Source organism: Paenibacillus sp. FSL H7-0737, assembly GCF_000758545.1.
In the GTDB taxonomy this organism is placed as follows: domain Bacteria; phylum Bacillota; class Bacilli; order Paenibacillales; family Paenibacillaceae; genus Paenibacillus_AQ.
This window is the reverse complement of the sequence record NZ_CP009279.1, coordinates 190706-206681: the sequence shown is the minus strand read 5'-3', so window position 1 is coordinate 206681 and position 15976 is coordinate 190706. Positions and strand designations below refer to the sequence as shown.

Sequence of the window (15976 nt, the reverse complement as noted above, 5' to 3'; positions counted from 1 at the left end):
TCAGGTAATCCTTTCTCAGCCATTTTGACAACTAGTTGTCAGTAAGTTTACCCAATAGTTAACTTTAATTACATTTATTGATAAACGAGTGTTTATGTTTCTATATTCACACATCCCAGTCAACTCATACCCTTTCTATTCACTCTCTCCCTCCGACGCTACCCTAAAGCTACATAAATGTACTTTATACATCTATTTAATATATTTAAACGCTCGATGGTTGTTTAGTTGTACTTTCTACAGTTAATAACTCGAAATCATGCGGTTTTGAAGATACTGATCACATTTTAATGTACAAAGTGCAATTAACCTCAATCTCTACTGAAACGCCGGAATTTTAACTGCACATTATGCAATTAAAAAATAAGCATCGTGATAGCACGTGTTACTTTGCTCCAACCCAAGTGTCATAGTTACAAACAACGCTGCAACCTAGCTTCTTCTGATTATTAATCAACAAACTTGTGGCAACCAATAGTCTCGGTCAGAAATGAGAATTTCACACTTGAGCAGCGAAAAAGAATTAAAAAAGCACCGCCCCCAATCAAAGGGGGCAGTGCTTAATTTTGCGTCATAGAGCTACGTAATGTAGCCCAATAACGTTATTTATTTCTTCTTTCTCTTACGAGGAGCTCCGTCTGGAGCGCTGCCTGTAGTGTCACTACGTTTAGAAGCGGCTTGTTCCGACGTCTGAACGTTGCCCGGTGTCACGGATTGACCGATGAACACACCGCTTTTGTTCTTCTTTTTCCGGCGACCTTTACCTGTTGGAGCGCCGCTACGGCCTTCTCCACCGCCAAAGTTACCGCCGCGGTCCTCTCGGCTACGGAACTTCGTGCTGCCGTCCAGGCCGCGGACCTCGCCGCCGGAAGAGTCAGACGCAGGAGCGCCGTATCCGCCTTTGCCGGAGCCAAAGCCGAAGCTGATGCCGCGTCCACCACCGGCACCGCCGTTGTCACCGCCGCGGCCTCGCCCGCCGCTGCGCTCACGTGGCGCGCCTGCGTTGCCGGCTTCGCCCCCGCGCTCTGCGCCGGTGCTTCCGCCCGGCGCCGCAATTACCCGGCTCGCATCCTCGCCGGCATCACGCCCGCGCTTCCGCTTTCCGCGTCCGCCCGGTGCTCCAACACCGGCCGCTTCGCCGACGCGCACACCAGCGCCCGGCTTGCCCTTGCCCGCGCCTACAGCAGCGCCGGGCTTGCCTTTACCGCCGCGGCCCTTGCTGCCCGCGCCGCCTTTACCCCCGGCTGGCGCCTTGAAGCCGCCGCTACCTGGACGGCCGCCTTTGCCACCGCGGCCGCCTCCAAAACCACCGCCGCGATGCTCACCTGGCGCGCGTGGTTTCATGTCGACCAACTCGAAATCGATCGTGTGGTCATCCATGTTTACCTTGGCGACTCGAATTTTCACCTCGTCGCCAATACGGAACACCCGTGATGTGCGCTCGCCGATGAGCGCCATATGGGCCTCGTCGAAGTGATAATAATCGTCGCTCATAGCGCTGAGACGAATAAGGCCTTCGACGGTATTGTCCAGCTCGATGAACATTCCGAAGCTGGTCACACTGCTGACCATTGCCTCGAATTCCTCGCCTACTTTATCCTGCATGTATTCAGCTTTCTTCAGCTGTTCTGTATCGCGTTCTGCTTCTACCGCTACACGCTCACGCTCCGAGGACTGCTGAGCAATGTCAGGCATCCGGCCGGCCAAATAATCATGTCGTTTTTGGCTCAGCGCCCCTCCATTCTCAATCACTTCACGCATTACGCGGTGAATGACCAGATCGGGGTAACGGCGAATCGGCGAAGTGAAGTGGGAATAGTATTCCGCAGCCAGTCCGAAATGGCCTGTGCTCTCCGCATCATATTTCGCCTGCTTCATGGAGCGTAACATCATTGTGCTAATAACGGTCTGTTCTTTAGTCCCTTGGATTTGCTCCAACAGATCCTGCAAAGCACGTGGATGAACCGAATTGCCACGTCCCTTCACGTGATATCCGAAATTAGCTGCAAAAGCCATAAAATTCTGCAGCTTCTCTGGATCTGGATCTTCATGAATCCGGTAAAGGAACGGAACCTTCAACCAGTGAAAATGCTCCGCAACTGTTTCATTCGCCGCGAGCATAAATTCCTCGATAATCTGCTCAGCTACAGAACGCTCACGCTTCACAATATCTACAGCCTTGCCGTTCTCATCTACGATGATTTTGCTTTCTTCAAAATCAAAATCAACCGCGCCTCGCCGCATCCGTGCATCACGCAGCTTCATCGCCAATTCTTTCATGAGACGGAAATCATCAATTAATGGACTATAGCGCTCCAGCAATTCAGCGTCTTCATCCTCCAAAATTTTGCGGACATTGGAATAAGTCATTCTTTCCTTGGTGCGAATCACACTTGTAAAGACATCGTGCTTCACGACCTTCATGTGTTCGTTAAATTCCATCTCGCAGGACATCGTTAAGCGGTCTACCTGTGGATTCAAACTACAAATACCGTTAGACAAACGGTGAGGCAGCATCGGAATCACCCGATCCACCAAGTACACACTACAGCCCCGATCATAGGCTTCTTTATCGAGCTCAGAGCTCTCGCGTACGTAATAACCTACATCCGCAATATGCACGCCTAGCTTGTAGTTTCCGTTCTCCAGTCGCTGAACATTAACCGCATCATCCAGGTCCTTAGCATCCTCACCATCAATCGTGACAATGTTTAGTCCGCGCAAGTCGCGACGTCCCTGCTCAGCAATTTCCTCTTCTGTGATTGAATCCGGAGCGTTGTCCGCTTCGTTCATCACTTCAGCCGGAAAGGCCTCTGGCAGCTGATGCTTACGGATAATAGATAGAATATCGACTCCTGGATCATCCTTATGTCCGAGGATCTCAATAATTTCACCCTCTGCCGCTGATCGGCCTTCTGGATAATTCACGATACGTACAACGACCTTTTGACCGTCTACCGCCCCCATGAAGGATTGCTTCGGAATAAAAATATCGCGGTTAATCCGTTTATCATCAGGCAGCACAAAGCCATAGGTCTCCAGATTTTGAAATACGCCAACCGTCTGCAATACTCCCCGTTTTACAATGCGCTCAACTTCGCCTTCCATACGTCCGCCGGACGGACTTTTAGAGGTAATACGGATAAGGACGATATCACCATTCATAGCTCCCTTAAGATCATTCGCATGGATATATACGTCAGGATGATCACGATCATCCGGGATAAGAAAAGCGAAGCCTTTCGCATGAGCCTGTAACCGGCCTCGCAGTAAATCCATTCGTTCCGGCACGCCATAACGTGCATTACGAGTTAATACAATTCTTCCGTCCTGCTCTAATTCAATTAGTAGTTCCTCGAACTTTTTAAACCCTGTGCTATCTTCTAGAGCAAAATGGCTCACCAGCTCTTCATAAGTCATTGGTTTATATGCAGTTTCCCGCATGAAATCGAGTAATATTTCTTGTGTTATCATGTTCGTCACCCCAGCCCTCCGCGGCTCCAAGCCGCTGGCAAATATGTATGTCTTGTCCTGCTCTGTAGTAATGCCAAGTAAAATTTACCTTTACCTACTTCATACCCTAGTATACACGAAATCAATCCTGCGCATCCCTGTTACTGTCATCCAAAGGTAAACGCAGTACGAAATTTCATTCACATCGAAGGAGAAAGCTTATTTATTAAGGCTTTACCGTATCGAATCTTATTCTTTCTGCTATGCAAAGAAAAGCACCTGCAGGTGCTTTATCCCCTTTTTATTATAACAAAAAAGCCTTCGCACCATTCCATTCAGAACAGAGCGAGGGCTTACTGTAGGTACTTTAGTCAATGAAAACAGCAGCTAGAATCGCCATAATGAAGAATCCTGCAGCAAGTCCAACTGTTACACGTTGTAGTACGAGTTCCATACCACGAGCTTTTGTTTTACCAAAGAGATGCTCAGCACCACCGGAGATGGCACCGGAAAGACCCGCGCTTTTCCCCTTTTGCAGAAGAACGACCGCAATAAGACCGACGGAAAAAATCAGGAGCACAACTTTCAAAAAGATATCCATTCACTTCCACCTCCTACGCCTAAGCATCACTATCTATGGTAATTGAGGTTATCACGATACATAAACAGTACTCTTATTTTATCATAGCAGTGCCGGTAATACAACCGCCTAGACTGTTAAGTCGTAGCTTTTCTTGAAAGATTAGGATAAACACATATTAAAAAAAGACCCGCCATAATGGCGGGTCTTCGTACTCTGCTATAAAAGCAGATTATCTTTTAAGGTTGTAGAAGGATTTCAGGCCGTTGTATTGAGCCAATTCACCCAACTCGTCTTCGATGCGAAGCAATTGGTTGTATTTAGCAACACGGTCTGTACGGGAAGGAGCACCTGTTTTGATTTGACCAGCGTTAGTCGCAACAGCGATGTCAGCGATTGTGCTATCTTCGGATTCACCGGAACGGTGAGAGATAACTGCTGTGTAACCAGCACGTTTAGCCATTTCGATAGCATCGAAAGTTTCAGTCAATGTACCAATTTGGTTAACTTTAACCAAGATGGAGTTACCGATACCTTTTTCGATACCTGTTGCAAGACGCTCAGTGTTTGTAACGAACAAGTCGTCACCAACCAATTGAACTTTGTCTCCCAATTTTTCAGTAAGCAATTTCCAACCATCCCAGTCGTCTTCGGACATACCGTCTTCGATTGTGATGATTGGGTATTTCTCAACCCATGAAGCAAGAAGGTCAACATACTCAGCGGAAGTGTAAGATTTACCTTCGCCAGCAAGTGTGTATTTACCGTCTTTGTAGAACTCAGTGGAAGCAACGTCCATACCCAAGAATACGTCAACGCCTGGTTTGTAACCAGCTTTTTCGATAGCTTCGATAATTGTAGTGATTGCTTCTTCATTCGAACCAAGGTTTGGTGCGAAACCACCTTCGTCACCAACAGCTGTGTTCAGGCCTTTGGATTGAAGTACGGATTTCAAGTTGTGGAAGATTTCAGCACCTGTACGAAGAGCTTCTTTGAAGCTTGGAGCTCCTACAGGAAGAACCATAAACTCTTGAACGTCGATGTTGTTGTCCGCATGCTCACCACCATTGATGATGTTCATCATTGGTACTGGAAGAGTTTTAGCGTTGAATCCGCCCAGGTATACGTACAAAGGAATATCCAATGCTGCTGCAGCTGCACGAGCTACGGCCATGGATACAGCTAGGATTGCGTTAGCGCCCAATTTACCTTTGTTATGAGTTCCGTCCAAAGTGATCATCAATTTGTCGATGCCCACTTGGTCAAGAGCGTCCATACCAATAACTTCTGGAGCGATGATTTCATTTACGTTCTCAACAGCTTTCAGAACGCCTTTACCCATGTAACGGGATTTGTCGCCATCACGAAGCTCTACAGCTTCATGAGCGCCAGTGGAAGCACCGGAAGGAACGATAGCGCGGCCTTTAGCACCGGATTCAAGATAAACGTCAACCTCTACAGTAGGGTTACCACGGGAGTCAAGGACTTCGCGAGCATAAACATCAGAAATAATAGTCATTTTAGTTAATCTCCTTTAAACAATGTTTTGGTTTTGATTGTTGAAGCTTAATCTTAGGTATTGTTTCCTTATTTGCGACTAGCGATCATGGATTGACCAGTCATTTCCGCAGGTTGCGGAATTCCCATCAGATCCAGAATGGTTGGTGCTACATCAGCAAGGATACCGCGATCGCGCAATACAACATTTTCATCCGTAAGGATGAACGGAACCGGGTTAGTGGTATGAGCTGTGAACGGACGACCGTTCTCATCAAATACCATGTCTGCATTACCGTGATCGGCGATAATGATCGCAACGCCACCCTTGGCAACTACTGCGTCCACTACTTTACCTACACACTCATCAGTTACCTCTACAGCCTTGATTGTTGGCTCCAGCATACCGGAGTGTCCAACCATATCAGGGTTTGCAAAGTTAAGGATAATAGCATCCTGTCTTTCCGCTTCGATTTCTGCTACGCAGGCTGCAGCCACTTCGTAAGCACTCATCTCGGGTTGAAGATCATAGGTTGCCACTTTAGGAGAGTTGATCAAGATACGAGTTTCTCCTGGAAGTTCCTCATCACGTCCACCACTGAAGAAGAACGTTACGTGCGGATACTTCTCAGTTTCCGCGATGCGCAGTTGCTTCTTGTTGTGTTGCACAAGTACTTCACCCAATGTGTTATCCAGGTTCTTCGGTGAATAGGCTACATAACCTTGTACCGTTTCACTGAAAGTAGTCAGGCATACGAAGTGCAAGTCTTGCGGGAACAAAGGACCCCGGTCGAAACCACGGAAATCTTGATTCGTGAACACTTGTGACAACTGAATAGCACGGTCAGGGCGGAAGTTGAGGAACACGACGGAATCGCCGCTCTCTACTGCCGTTACCGGCTTGCCTTCACTGTCTACAATCACGCTAGGTTCAACGAATTCGTCGAATACGGAATTTGAATAAGAAGCAGTGATAGCTTGCAGAGCATCTGTGTATTTCGGTCCTTCGCCATAAACCATAGCACGATAAGCTTTTTCTACACGATCCCAACGTTTGTCACGGTCCATTGCGTAATAACGCCCGGATACCGTTGCAATTGTACCTACTCCAACTTCTTCAATCTTAGCAACCAGATCTTGAACAAACTTCTTACCACTATCTGGAGGTACGTCCCGGCCATCCATGAAAGCATGGATATACACTTCGTGCATATCTTCTTTCTTAGCCAGGTCAAGCATAGCAAACAGGTGATTAATATGGCTATGTACCCCTCCGTCGGATACAAGCGCGTAAAGATGAAGCTTTTTACCTGTGTTCTTAGCATTTCTAACTGCGGCTACCAGTGTTTCATTATCGAAGAATTCGCCCTCACGGATCGATTTATCGATACGAGTCAAATCCTGGTATACAATCCGTCCTGCACCAATATTTAAGTGCCCTACTTCAGAGTTGCCCATTTGGCCTTCTGGAAGACCAACAGCTTCACCACAAGCAGTAAGGGTAGTATTAGGATATTGTTTCAAGTAACGGTCATAGTTAGGTTTGTTAGCTTGAGCAACGGCGTTACCTTCAGATGTTCCACGCAAACCGAAACCATCCATGATGATCAAAGCTACAGGTCTTGGAGCTGACATCTTACTTCGCCCCCTCAACCAATTGAACGAAGGAAGCAGGCTGCAAGCTGGCACCGCCAACAAGCGCACCATCGATGTCGCTTTGGCCCATGTACTCAGTTACATTCTCAGGCTTCACGCTGCCGCCGTATTGAATACGAACAGCTTCAGCTGTTGCAACATCATACAAATCTTTTACAAGACTGCGGATGTAAGCAATAACTTCGTTAGCATCTTGGGAAGTGGAAGATTTACCTGTGCCAATAGCCCAGATAGGTTCGTATGCAATGACAACTTTTGCTGCTTGCTCGGCACTAAGTCCTTGGAATGCAGCTTCAGTTTGTACTTTACATACTGCTTTAGTTTGATCAGCTTCACGCTCTTCGAGCTTTTCGCCAACACATACGATTGGAGTGATACCGTGACGGAATGCAGCATGCATTTTCTTATTCACGATTTCATCTGTTTCGCCAAAATAAGCACGACGCTCTGAGTGACCAATGATTACATAGTCTACGCCAAGATCGCTAAGCATTACACCACTGATTTCTCCTGTGTAAGCACCGTTATCTTCAAAGTGCAGGTTCTGTGCGCCAATCTTGATGTCTGTACCTTTTGCAGCTGCTACAAGTGCAGGCAGGTTAGTAAATGGGGCGCAGATTACAGTCTCAACGCCTTCTACTTCTGCTTTGCCTTTGATGTCAGCAATAAAGCTTTCTGCTTCAGGAACTGTTTTGAACATCTTCCAGTTACCCGCAATAATTGGTGTTCTCATGAATTAAATTGCCTCCTTCTATACGTCTTACTTGTCGTTCAGTGCTTCTACGCCAGGAAGCGCCTTGCCTTCCATGAACTCAAGGGATGCACCGCCACCAGTGGAGATGTGATCCATTTGGTCAGCCAGGTGGAATTTTTCTGCTGCTGCTGCGGAATCTCCGCCGCCAATAACAGTGTAACCTTCAGTTGTTGCACAAGCTTTTGCTACTGCAAGTGTACCTTCAGCGAATTTATCGATTTCGAATACGCCCATAGGTCCATTCCAGACAACCAGCTTGGAGTTCTTGATAATATCGGCATAAAGTTCACGAGTCTTAGGTCCGATATCAAGTCCTTCCCAACCTTCTGGGATTTCATTGTAATTAACGATCTTAGTGTTAGCATCAGCACCGAATTTATCAGCAACCACAACATCAACAGGAAGCATGAAGTTTTTGCCAAGTGCTTTAGCTTTTTCGATGAATCCAAGAGCAACGTCAAGTTTGTCGTTGTCTACAAGTGACTTACCGATTTCAAAGCCTTGTGCTTTAGTGAATGTATAAGACAATCCACCGCCGATCAGGACGTTATCAGCCAAAGACAACAAGTTATCAATAACATCAATCTTGTCTTTAACTTTCGAACCACCGATGATCGCAGTGAAAGGACGTTCTGGGTTAGTAAGAGCTTTACCAAGAACGGTCAATTCTTTCTCCATCAAAAGACCGGATACAGCTGGTAAGAAATGAGCGATACCTTCTGTCGATGCATGTGCACGGTGAGCCGCACCAAACGCATCATTGACGAACAAATCAGCCAGTTCAGCGAATTGTTTAGCCAATTCAGGATCGTTCTTTTCTTCGCCTGGGTAGAAACGAACATTCTCAAGTACAAGTACGTCGCCTTCGCCTAGCTCAGCAATTTTTGCTTTGACAGCTTCGCCAACAGCTTCGTCAGCTTTAGCTACTGGTTTGCCAAGAAGCTCGGACAGACGCTCAGCAGCAGTAGTCAAACGCATGGAATCTACGAATTGACCTTTAGGACGACCCATGTGACTCGCAAGAATGATCTTTGCACCGTTCTCAATCAAATATTTAATGGTTGGAAGGGTTTCGCGAATACGAGTATCATCAGTAATCTTACCGTCTTCTACAGGTACGTTGAAATCCACGCGTACAAATACGCGTTTACCCTTTACTTCTACATCACGGACGCTCTTTTTGTTCATGATTAATTCCTCCACACCCAAAGTTGTTTCTAGCAGGAAACAAGAAATACATTTAGAAAGAGCGGAAACAAGGAACTTCTGTTTCCGCTCTATAGATGTTACTTATATCAAGTCAATTACTTAGCGATTTTAGCGAATTTCTCCAAAGTACGAACCAATTGTGCAGTGTAGGACATTTCATTGTCATACCAAGCAACAGTCTTAACGAGTTGTTTGTCGCCAACAGTCAATACTTTAGTTTGTGTAGCATCGAACAGGGATCCGAAAGTCATACCTTTGATATCGGAAGATACGATTTCATCTTCAGTGTAACCATAAGTGTCTGGATCGGAAGCTGCTTTCATTGCTGCGTTGATTTCTTCAACAGTAACGCTCTTATCAAGAACAGTTACAAGCTCAGTCAGGGAACCAGTTGCAACTGGAACACGTTGAGCCGCGCCATCCAATTTACCTTTAAGTTCTGGAATAACAAGACCGATTGCTTTAGCAGCACCAGTAGTGTTAGGAATGATGTTCTCAGCTGCTGCACGAGCGCGTCTGAAGTCACCTTTAGCGTGTGGAGCATCCAAAGTGTTTTGGTCACCAGTGTAAGCGTGAATTGTAGTCATCAAGCCTTCAACGATACCGAACTTGTCGTTCAATACTTTTGCCATTGGAGCTAGGCAGTTCGTTGTGCAAGATGCGCCGGAAATAACAGTCTCAGTACCATCAAGAATGTCATCGTTAACGTTGTAAACGACAGTTTTCATGTCGCCAGTAGCTGGAGCGGAGATAACTACTTTCTTAGCTCCACCTTTCAAGTGTTTTTCAGCTGCTTCTTTAGTTGTGAAGAAACCTGTGCACTCAAGTACGATATCAACGCCTAGGTCGCCCCATGGCAATTCTTCAGGGTTGCGGTTAGCAAGAACCTTAACTTCTTTGCCATTGACTTTGAAGAAGCCATCATGCACTTCAACATCACCTTGGAATTTACCTTGAGTTGTATCATATTTAAGCAAATGAGCAAGCATCTTAGCGTCAGTCAAGTCGTTGATTGCTACCACTTCGATACCTTCTACATTTTGAATACGGCGGAAAGCAAGGCGTCCAATACGTCCAAATCCGTTAATTCCAACTTTTACACTCATTGAATAGTTCCTCCTAGAATTCGTTTTATTTATTCAAAACAGACCGTGAAGCCTGTCATGACAACAATGTTAAGTATGATGCAAGATGTATGCTCTAGTGAGTTACGAGGATATCTGTAACTGATTATCAATTTCCTTGCCGATTTCCACAGCAGCAGCCTCGTCGGTGACGAGTATATTCTCCTGCCCGAAACGCAGCATGGCATGAATGGCTTTGGCCTTTGGTTTGCCTCCAGCAATACCGATGACTGTCTCCGTCCGAACAATATCTTCTAGACGTAGTCCCATCGTAAGCATCGTATGGACAACCTGACCATCTTCGTTAAAGTAATACCCAAAGGATTCAGCCACGGCTCCCTCACCCTGGATTTCTGAGACAGTTGCCTCATCCAGCTTGCGGCGGCGAGTCATTTCAATGGCATCCCCAATCCCATGTACAATAATACGCGAACTGCGGATGATTTGTACAATCTCTCCAATATTAGAGTCAAGTGCTAGTGACTGGTAGGCATCCCCACTAAGTAAATCAGGTACATGCAGCAACCGGTAATTCGCTCCTACCCGCTTTGCCATTGTTGAGGCAATCGTATTGGCTTGAATCTCCATACTCTCTCCTAATCCACCACGCGCCGGAACAAACCAAGCGTTCTTATAGGAAAGGGATAACGGCGGTGTCAGTTGATCAGCCATATCGGCAAGCGTTGATCCACCTGTGACAGCAACTATATCATCTGTACGAAGTACACTGAGCAGCGCTTTTGCACCCGCTCGGCCAAGCTCACGTTTGGTGAACGGCGATGACTCACAATCACCCGGCACCACAATAACTTTATCCAGACCGTACGTTGCCCGAATTTTCTCTTCCAGCTCATCCAGACCAAACAGGCTCTTAACGACCGGCTCTAGCAAATCAAGCAGTCTACGCCCAGCAGCGCTAATGCGCATGCCAACGCTCTCGATCTCAATGAGCCCTTGCGATTTCAGAAGATCCGTCTCGGCACGCAGTACCCGCTCAGTCATATCAAGCGAAGCGGCAAGCGTTCTGCGCCCAATTATATCGGACAGCATGATCTGATGAAGAATCGTGTACCGTCTCTTAAGGGTTTCCATGAGATCAGGCAGAAGCTGCTTTTGGATATCTAATAAATTACGCATACTTTCACTCCTGCAACTTCGTCTTCCTCTATTCCCTTGTTCATGGTCTCAAAATGTCCCGGGTAAACTTTTTAAGTCCCACTCATATTCTAACCAAATATTGCTCGAAGTGCAAGTCTTCCGAGAGTAGAATTCTCAAGCGCTTGTCTTCTTATACATTTATAGGATTGGGAAAGAGGTTCAGCTCCAAAAAACCTGTCATTAACAATCCAGATTCTTTAGCTGAGTGAAATACAATGTACGCTTGTCCACCTTGAAGACTAGGGATAGAGCCTGTGTACAGTATTATTAAAAATATAAGAAATTACAGGTTTCACGTTATATATCATCCTTATATTTCTACGAGAAACGGTTGTCGTCAATAAAGGACGACAGCTTCGTTTCTTCCTGTCCATTGCAATTGCACAGAAATTGTATTATAATCATTTTTGTTGCGCCCGTGGTCCAATGGATATGACGTAGGCCTCCGAAGCCTGAGATCCAAGTTCGATTCTTGGCGGGCGCGCCATTAATTTCACTTTTGTACATAATTTAGTAGTGCCTATACTACTACTTAACCAAAGAGCCGCGTGTCGGCTCTTTTTTTTGAATATAAGTTTGACTTTCTTTGACTTTTTGTTTGAATTTGTTTATCATGTGGGTAATACGGCAAGAGTAAAAATGAATACATTTGAAGAACCAATATCAAGGAGGTTTTCCACGTGAGTTATATTCCTATGGTAGTAGAACAGAGCAACCGCGGTGAGCGCGCTTATGACATCTATTCCCGCCTGCTGAAGGACCGCATCATTTTCCTTGGAACGGAGGTTAATGACGTGGTAGCCAATTCTATCATCGCACAAATGCTGTTCTTGGCTGCCGAAGATCCGGAGAAGGACATTCACCTTTACGTGAATAGCCCCGGCGGTTCCATTACTGCAGGTATGGCTATTTTTGATACAATGCAGTACATTAAACCGGACGTCTCCACCATCTGTGTGGGTATGGCAGCTTCTATGGGAGCTTTCCTACTTAACGCTGGCGCTAAAGGCAAACGCTTCGCACTGCCTAACAGTGAGATCATGATTCACCAACCTCTGGGTGGTGCTCAAGGTCAAGCAACGGATATCGAAATCCGTGCCCGTCGTATCCTCAAATTGCGTGATAAGTTGAATCGTATTCTTGCAGAACGTACGGGTCAACCGCTAGAACGTATTGAGAAGGATACAGATCGTGATTACTTCATGACTGCTGCAGATGCGGCAGCTTACGGTATCGTTGATAAAGTCATCGAGAAAACACTGCCTAGCGGTGTGTAAGCTATAAAACAACACAAAGAGGCTGTGCCCTATCCACTTGATGGTTAGTGCACAGCCTCTTTACTTTTCAGACCACTACTTCATACGAATCTCAATTAATACAAACCACCATAACCAAGCGCATCCAGTTTCTCAGCAATCACACGGTAGCCTCGACCATTAGGATGTAAGTGGTCAATTGATAAAAGCCCTCTCTCGTTTCCTGCAAACTCACTATAAATAGAAGCAAATCCACATACCCGGCTACTGTACTGTGAGGCATAACTGTTAAACTGCCTTACCCACTCTGTAGCGCCTACTACCTGAGGATAGGGATTATACAATCCCACAATTCGAATGATATAAGGTCTACGCGTTCCCGCCTTCAATTGAAAGAGGATACTCATAATTGCAGCAAAATTCTGTTTGCACTCTTGCAATGATCTTCGCAGCTCTTTAGATAAATTTTCAGGTTGTCTAGCTGCAGCCTTCGCTGCATGGATTAAATCATTACCACCAATGGATAGAGTGATAATATCCGCTGCTCGAATGGCTTCACGAGTCATAGAGCTTCCGCGTAGCCGCTGTTCCAATTCAGAAGTAGTCAATCCATTCACGCCCAAATTCGTGGAGGCTACGTTAGAACGCAGTCTCCCTTCCGCCATTCTACGGTACACCGGTACAAAACCGTTACCTGGCAGAGCGCCAAATCCAGTCGTCAAGGAATCGCCAATTGCAGTGTATTGATAGCTCATAGCTCTCCCCCGTTCATAAACTAGTTACTCCATTTAGCATATGAATTCGAGGTGATTCTGGTAAGGGGGAGATGTCCAGTTCTATTTATTTTACAGCAGCAAATGGGCTACCGCCTTCCGGCAACAGTTCTTTGAAAGTAAAGATGTATTCGGGGAACCCCGCAGCATAAGCTGTGTATTCATACAATTGGAAGAACAGAACGACCTGATCATCCTTCAGATAAAAATACTTTTCCGTATTCAATCCGTTGAATCCTCCCAAATAGCTTTCCTCCGATTTTACTAGCTTGTTCAGCTTAGCGTTCAACTCTTTTTTGTAGTTTGGATTGGCTCCAAACAGGTCGCCCAATAGTAGACGCTTGCCATCCTTGAGCGAAAAGGTAAAAGCCTCCCGGTTGGTCATGCCATGAGCGCCGCCCGTATCGCTATACTGTGACATTACCAAACTGATCACACCATTCTGATTGTAGGTCACCACATAATCTATATCATAGGTATACTTAGGCTCTGACCCGGATCGATTCGAGATATCCTTCTCTGCGCCTGCAGCAAATTTCATGGCACTTTCTTTCAAAATATCATTCATGGCCTGCTGTGCATTGGAATTGCTTAATCCACTAAACTTCGGATAATCAAGCTGGATCAAAGCCTCTTTCCGATCCTTAGCATAGGTCTCCGTGGTTACTATCAACGCATTCTGTGATCTATTCACCACATTCAACCTACTAGAGCCCCGACTCCAATCCACTTTATAGCCCAAATAATCATTTAACAGACCGGATGGAACATAGAGCCGGTTGTTTATTAGCTTTCCTTCATACTCTCGAATGTAATAATTATTCACCCAAATTGAAGTACCATAGCTAGATAACAGCAACTTGGCCTTAGTCGTTCCCTTTCCGATCGTGTATGCATTTTCTTTTTTATCATAAGTTAGAGGTAATTGCAGCACATCACGCATAAAGGTAATCGGAATCCAGACCTTCCCTTCCTGCAAAACACCTGTCTGCTGAGAAATTACCCCGTTCGCCTTTAAAGCTATACTTGCAGCAATAGCCTTGCTCTTCGTCTGATCAGACGCTGCATAACCCTTATTACTAGGCAGCAATCCTCCACCAAGCAATAATCCCGCCGACATCAAACCTATGCCCCATTTGCGTACTGTTTCTTTTGAGATATTCACCATCTAATTTTCCCACTCCTTTCCAGTTTATTAAACCTAATCTTAGAGAATTTACACAAAAAAAGAGGCGCCCCCCACTATTACTAGTGGAAGATCACCTCTCCTCTCTGCAATCATCTTGTTCTGCTACTATTTCAATTCATACATTACGCTCAGCTGTGTTGTAACTTTAACTACTCCCGGTTGAACGGATGTGCTTGCACCAGCATCTGCTGCAGCCATTTCCATTTTTAGATTCTGTTCAAAATAAACCGGAGTGACATTGCCATCATTTTGGCTGACCGTGATTACTTGACCCAAGCTACGTTTAGCTGCCTTAGCAATAGCACCTGCTTTAACATCTGCGTTCGCCATCGCCTTTTCAATCACCTGAGCTTCAAAGGCAGAAGTATCTTCCACGGAAAAACGTGCATTTCCGATATTATTTGCCCCCGCCGCAGATGCTGCGTCTAGCAATTCACCAACCTTGGTCAGATCTCTGTAGGACACTAACAGTGTATGATTCGCGTTGTATCCTTTCACTTGCTGTCCTTCTTTTTCGCTATAACTGTAGTTGGGTTGCACATAGAATTGGGTACTTTGAATATCCTTATCTGCGATTTTCCAAGTCCCCTTCAGTAGTGTAGTGATCTTTTGGATTTTAGCAGCATTTGTTTTTTGCGCTTCTTGCGCAGTTGTAGCCGTAGTATCCACACCGATGGACAGGTATACAATATCCGGCTTGATGGACAATTCGCCTTTACCTACTACACTAACGACGTTTTTCTGCACTTCATCTGCATAAGCCTTTGCAGGACCTTGGAAGACACCACTCATGCTAATCCCTCCAATTAACAAACTCCCTACGATCAACACTGAACCAATCTTCTTTACCAAACCTTTCATATTTGCCAGCCCCTTTCATCTTTTGTGATTTGTTATTATCCTCTAGACGAGTCTTTTTGGTAAATGTTGCACAGTTGAAATCTATTTTTTGGTATAAAAAAAAGCCCCTGGGGGCTTTTTAGTCATGCGATAGAAAGTCATTTCAAAAGATTATTGGTTCTCAAGCTCTTCTTTGCTGACGAGACTCGTCAAAGCGTTTACAGCTTGATCCGCGTCTGCACCATCCGCGCTGATATAGATCTCCGTGCCGGAACTGATCGCTAGGCTCATAATACCCATAATACTTTTGGCGTTTACTTTTTTATCGTCTTTTTCCACGAAAATCTCCGACGAAAACTTGTTAGCTTCTTGCACAAACAATGCTGCCGGTCGAGCGTGTAGCCCTGTCTTCAACCGAACAACTACCGGGTGCTTTGTCATGAAACGCTTACCCCCTAATTGAGTTCTCCCCAAAAATTTCACATTA

At 45.6% G+C, this 15976-nt stretch carries 13 protein-coding genes and 1 tRNA gene; 2 read left to right on the top strand and 12 right to left on the bottom strand.

The window, feature by feature from the left end; genetic code table 11:
• Window positions 1-606: 606 nt before the first annotated feature.
• The 8 genes from rnr to H70737_RS00960 all read right to left on the bottom strand — a co-directional run bounded on the left by rnr (window position 607) and on the right by H70737_RS00960 (window position 11410).
• Window positions 607-3474: a ribonuclease R gene (gene rnr / locus H70737_RS00995; protein WP_042193099.1), complete on the bottom strand. Its 2868-nt coding sequence runs from the start codon at window positions 3472-3474 to the stop codon at window positions 607-609.
• Between the two features lie 346 nt (window positions 3475-3820).
• A complete protein-coding gene (gene secG, locus H70737_RS00990; protein WP_042123332.1) occupies window positions 3821-4054 on the bottom strand; it encodes a preprotein translocase subunit SecG in 234 nt (77 codons plus the stop codon).
• A 211-nt stretch (window positions 4055-4265) separates the two neighbouring features.
• Window positions 4266-5552 (bottom strand): phosphopyruvate hydratase, encoded by a 1287-nt coding sequence (eno, locus tag H70737_RS00985; protein WP_042123330.1) that lies wholly within the window; start codon window positions 5550-5552, stop codon window positions 4266-4268.
• Window positions 5553-5620: 68 nt separating this feature from the next.
• Window positions 5621-7165, bottom strand: a complete 1545-nt coding sequence (gpmI, locus tag H70737_RS00980; protein ID WP_042123328.1) for a 2,3-bisphosphoglycerate-independent phosphoglycerate mutase — start codon at window positions 7163-7165, stop codon at window positions 5621-5623.
• Window position 7166: 1 nt separating this feature from the next.
• Window positions 7167-7919 (bottom strand): triose-phosphate isomerase, encoded by a 753-nt coding sequence (gene tpiA, locus H70737_RS00975; protein ID WP_042123325.1) that lies wholly within the window; start codon window positions 7917-7919, stop codon window positions 7167-7169.
• 27 nt (window positions 7920-7946) lie between these two features.
• A complete protein-coding gene (locus H70737_RS00970; protein WP_042184036.1) occupies window positions 7947-9128 on the bottom strand; it encodes a phosphoglycerate kinase in 1182 nt (393 codons plus the stop codon).
• A gap of 116 nt (window positions 9129-9244) precedes the next feature.
• Complete coding sequence (gap, locus tag H70737_RS00965) at window positions 9245-10255, bottom strand: type I glyceraldehyde-3-phosphate dehydrogenase (RefSeq protein ID WP_036687120.1); 1011 nt, start codon at window positions 10253-10255, stop codon at window positions 9245-9247.
• A 102-nt stretch (window positions 10256-10357) separates the two neighbouring features.
• On the bottom strand, window positions 10358-11410 hold the full coding sequence (locus H70737_RS00960) for a sugar-binding transcriptional regulator (RefSeq protein WP_042123320.1): 1053 nt from the start codon (window positions 11408-11410) through the stop codon (window positions 10358-10360).
• A 433-nt stretch (window positions 11411-11843) separates the two neighbouring features.
• Between H70737_RS00960 and H70737_RS00955 the strand changes: the two genes are divergently transcribed.
• Together H70737_RS00955 and clpP are read left to right on the top strand one after the other, a co-directional pair.
• Window positions 11844-11918 (top strand) — tRNA-Arg (locus H70737_RS00955).
• Between the two features lie 193 nt (window positions 11919-12111).
• Window positions 12112-12708, top strand: coding sequence for an ATP-dependent Clp endopeptidase proteolytic subunit ClpP (clpP, locus tag H70737_RS00945; RefSeq protein WP_042184034.1), 597 nt, complete (start codon window positions 12112-12114; stop codon window positions 12706-12708).
• 95 nt (window positions 12709-12803) lie between these two features.
• On the opposite strand, the gene H70737_RS00940 is transcribed toward clpP, so the two are convergent.
• From H70737_RS00940 to H70737_RS00925, 4 genes are all read right to left on the bottom strand, one after another.
• The gene (locus H70737_RS00940; RefSeq protein WP_042184032.1) at window positions 12804-13442 is read right to left on the bottom strand and encodes a GDSL-type esterase/lipase family protein; all 639 of its coding nucleotides are present in this window, start codon (window positions 13440-13442) and stop codon (window positions 12804-12806) included.
• A gap of 85 nt (window positions 13443-13527) precedes the next feature.
• The gene (locus H70737_RS00935; protein WP_052404102.1) at window positions 13528-14628 is read right to left on the bottom strand and encodes a PdaC/SigV domain-containing protein; all 1101 of its coding nucleotides are present in this window, start codon (window positions 14626-14628) and stop codon (window positions 13528-13530) included.
• 126 nt (window positions 14629-14754) lie between these two features.
• On the bottom strand, window positions 14755-15510 hold the full coding sequence (locus H70737_RS00930; RefSeq protein ID WP_042184030.1) for an SIMPL domain-containing protein: 756 nt from the start codon (window positions 15508-15510) through the stop codon (window positions 14755-14757).
• 150 nt (window positions 15511-15660) lie between these two features.
• Window positions 15661-15930: an HPr family phosphocarrier protein gene (locus tag H70737_RS00925; RefSeq protein ID WP_036687106.1), complete on the bottom strand. Its 270-nt coding sequence runs from the start codon at window positions 15928-15930 to the stop codon at window positions 15661-15663.
• Window positions 15931-15976: the final 46 nt, after the last annotated feature.

What these genes read in the sequence shown, in the direction of transcription:
- rnr (WP_042193099.1), bottom strand. Translation starts at nt 3,474, where the DNA reads ATGATAACACAAGAAATATTACTCGATTTCATGCGGGAAACTGCATAT.
- secG (WP_042123332.1), bottom strand. Translation starts at nt 4,054, where the DNA reads ATGGATATCTTTTTGAAAGTTGTGCTCCTGATTTTTTCCGTCGGTCTT.
- eno (WP_042123330.1), bottom strand. Translation starts at nt 5,552, where the DNA reads ATGACTATTATTTCTGATGTTTATGCTCGCGAAGTCCTTGACTCCCGT.
- gpmI (WP_042123328.1), bottom strand. Translation starts at nt 7,165, where the DNA reads ATGTCAGCTCCAAGACCTGTAGCTTTGATCATCATGGATGGTTTCGGT.
- tpiA (WP_042123325.1), bottom strand. Translation starts at nt 7,919, where the DNA reads ATGAGAACACCAATTATTGCGGGTAACTGGAAGATGTTCAAAACAGTT.
- H70737_RS00970 (WP_042184036.1), bottom strand. Translation starts at nt 9,128, where the DNA reads ATGAACAAAAAGAGCGTCCGTGATGTAGAAGTAAAGGGTAAACGCGTA.
- gap (WP_036687120.1), bottom strand. Translation starts at nt 10,255, where the DNA reads ATGAGTGTAAAAGTTGGAATTAACGGATTTGGACGTATTGGACGCCTT.
- H70737_RS00960 (WP_042123320.1), bottom strand. Translation starts at nt 11,410, where the DNA reads ATGCGTAATTTATTAGATATCCAAAAGCAGCTTCTGCCTGATCTCATG.
- H70737_RS00940 (WP_042184032.1), bottom strand. Translation starts at nt 13,442, where the DNA reads ATGAGCTATCAATACACTGCAATTGGCGATTCCTTGACGACTGGATTT.
- H70737_RS00935 (WP_052404102.1), bottom strand. Translation starts at nt 14,628, where the DNA reads ATGGTGAATATCTCAAAAGAAACAGTACGCAAATGGGGCATAGGTTTG.
- H70737_RS00930 (WP_042184030.1), bottom strand. Translation starts at nt 15,510, where the DNA reads ATGAAAGGTTTGGTAAAGAAGATTGGTTCAGTGTTGATCGTAGGGAGT.
- H70737_RS00925 (WP_036687106.1), bottom strand. Translation starts at nt 15,930, where the DNA reads ATGACAAAGCACCCGGTAGTTGTTCGGTTGAAGACAGGGCTACACGCT.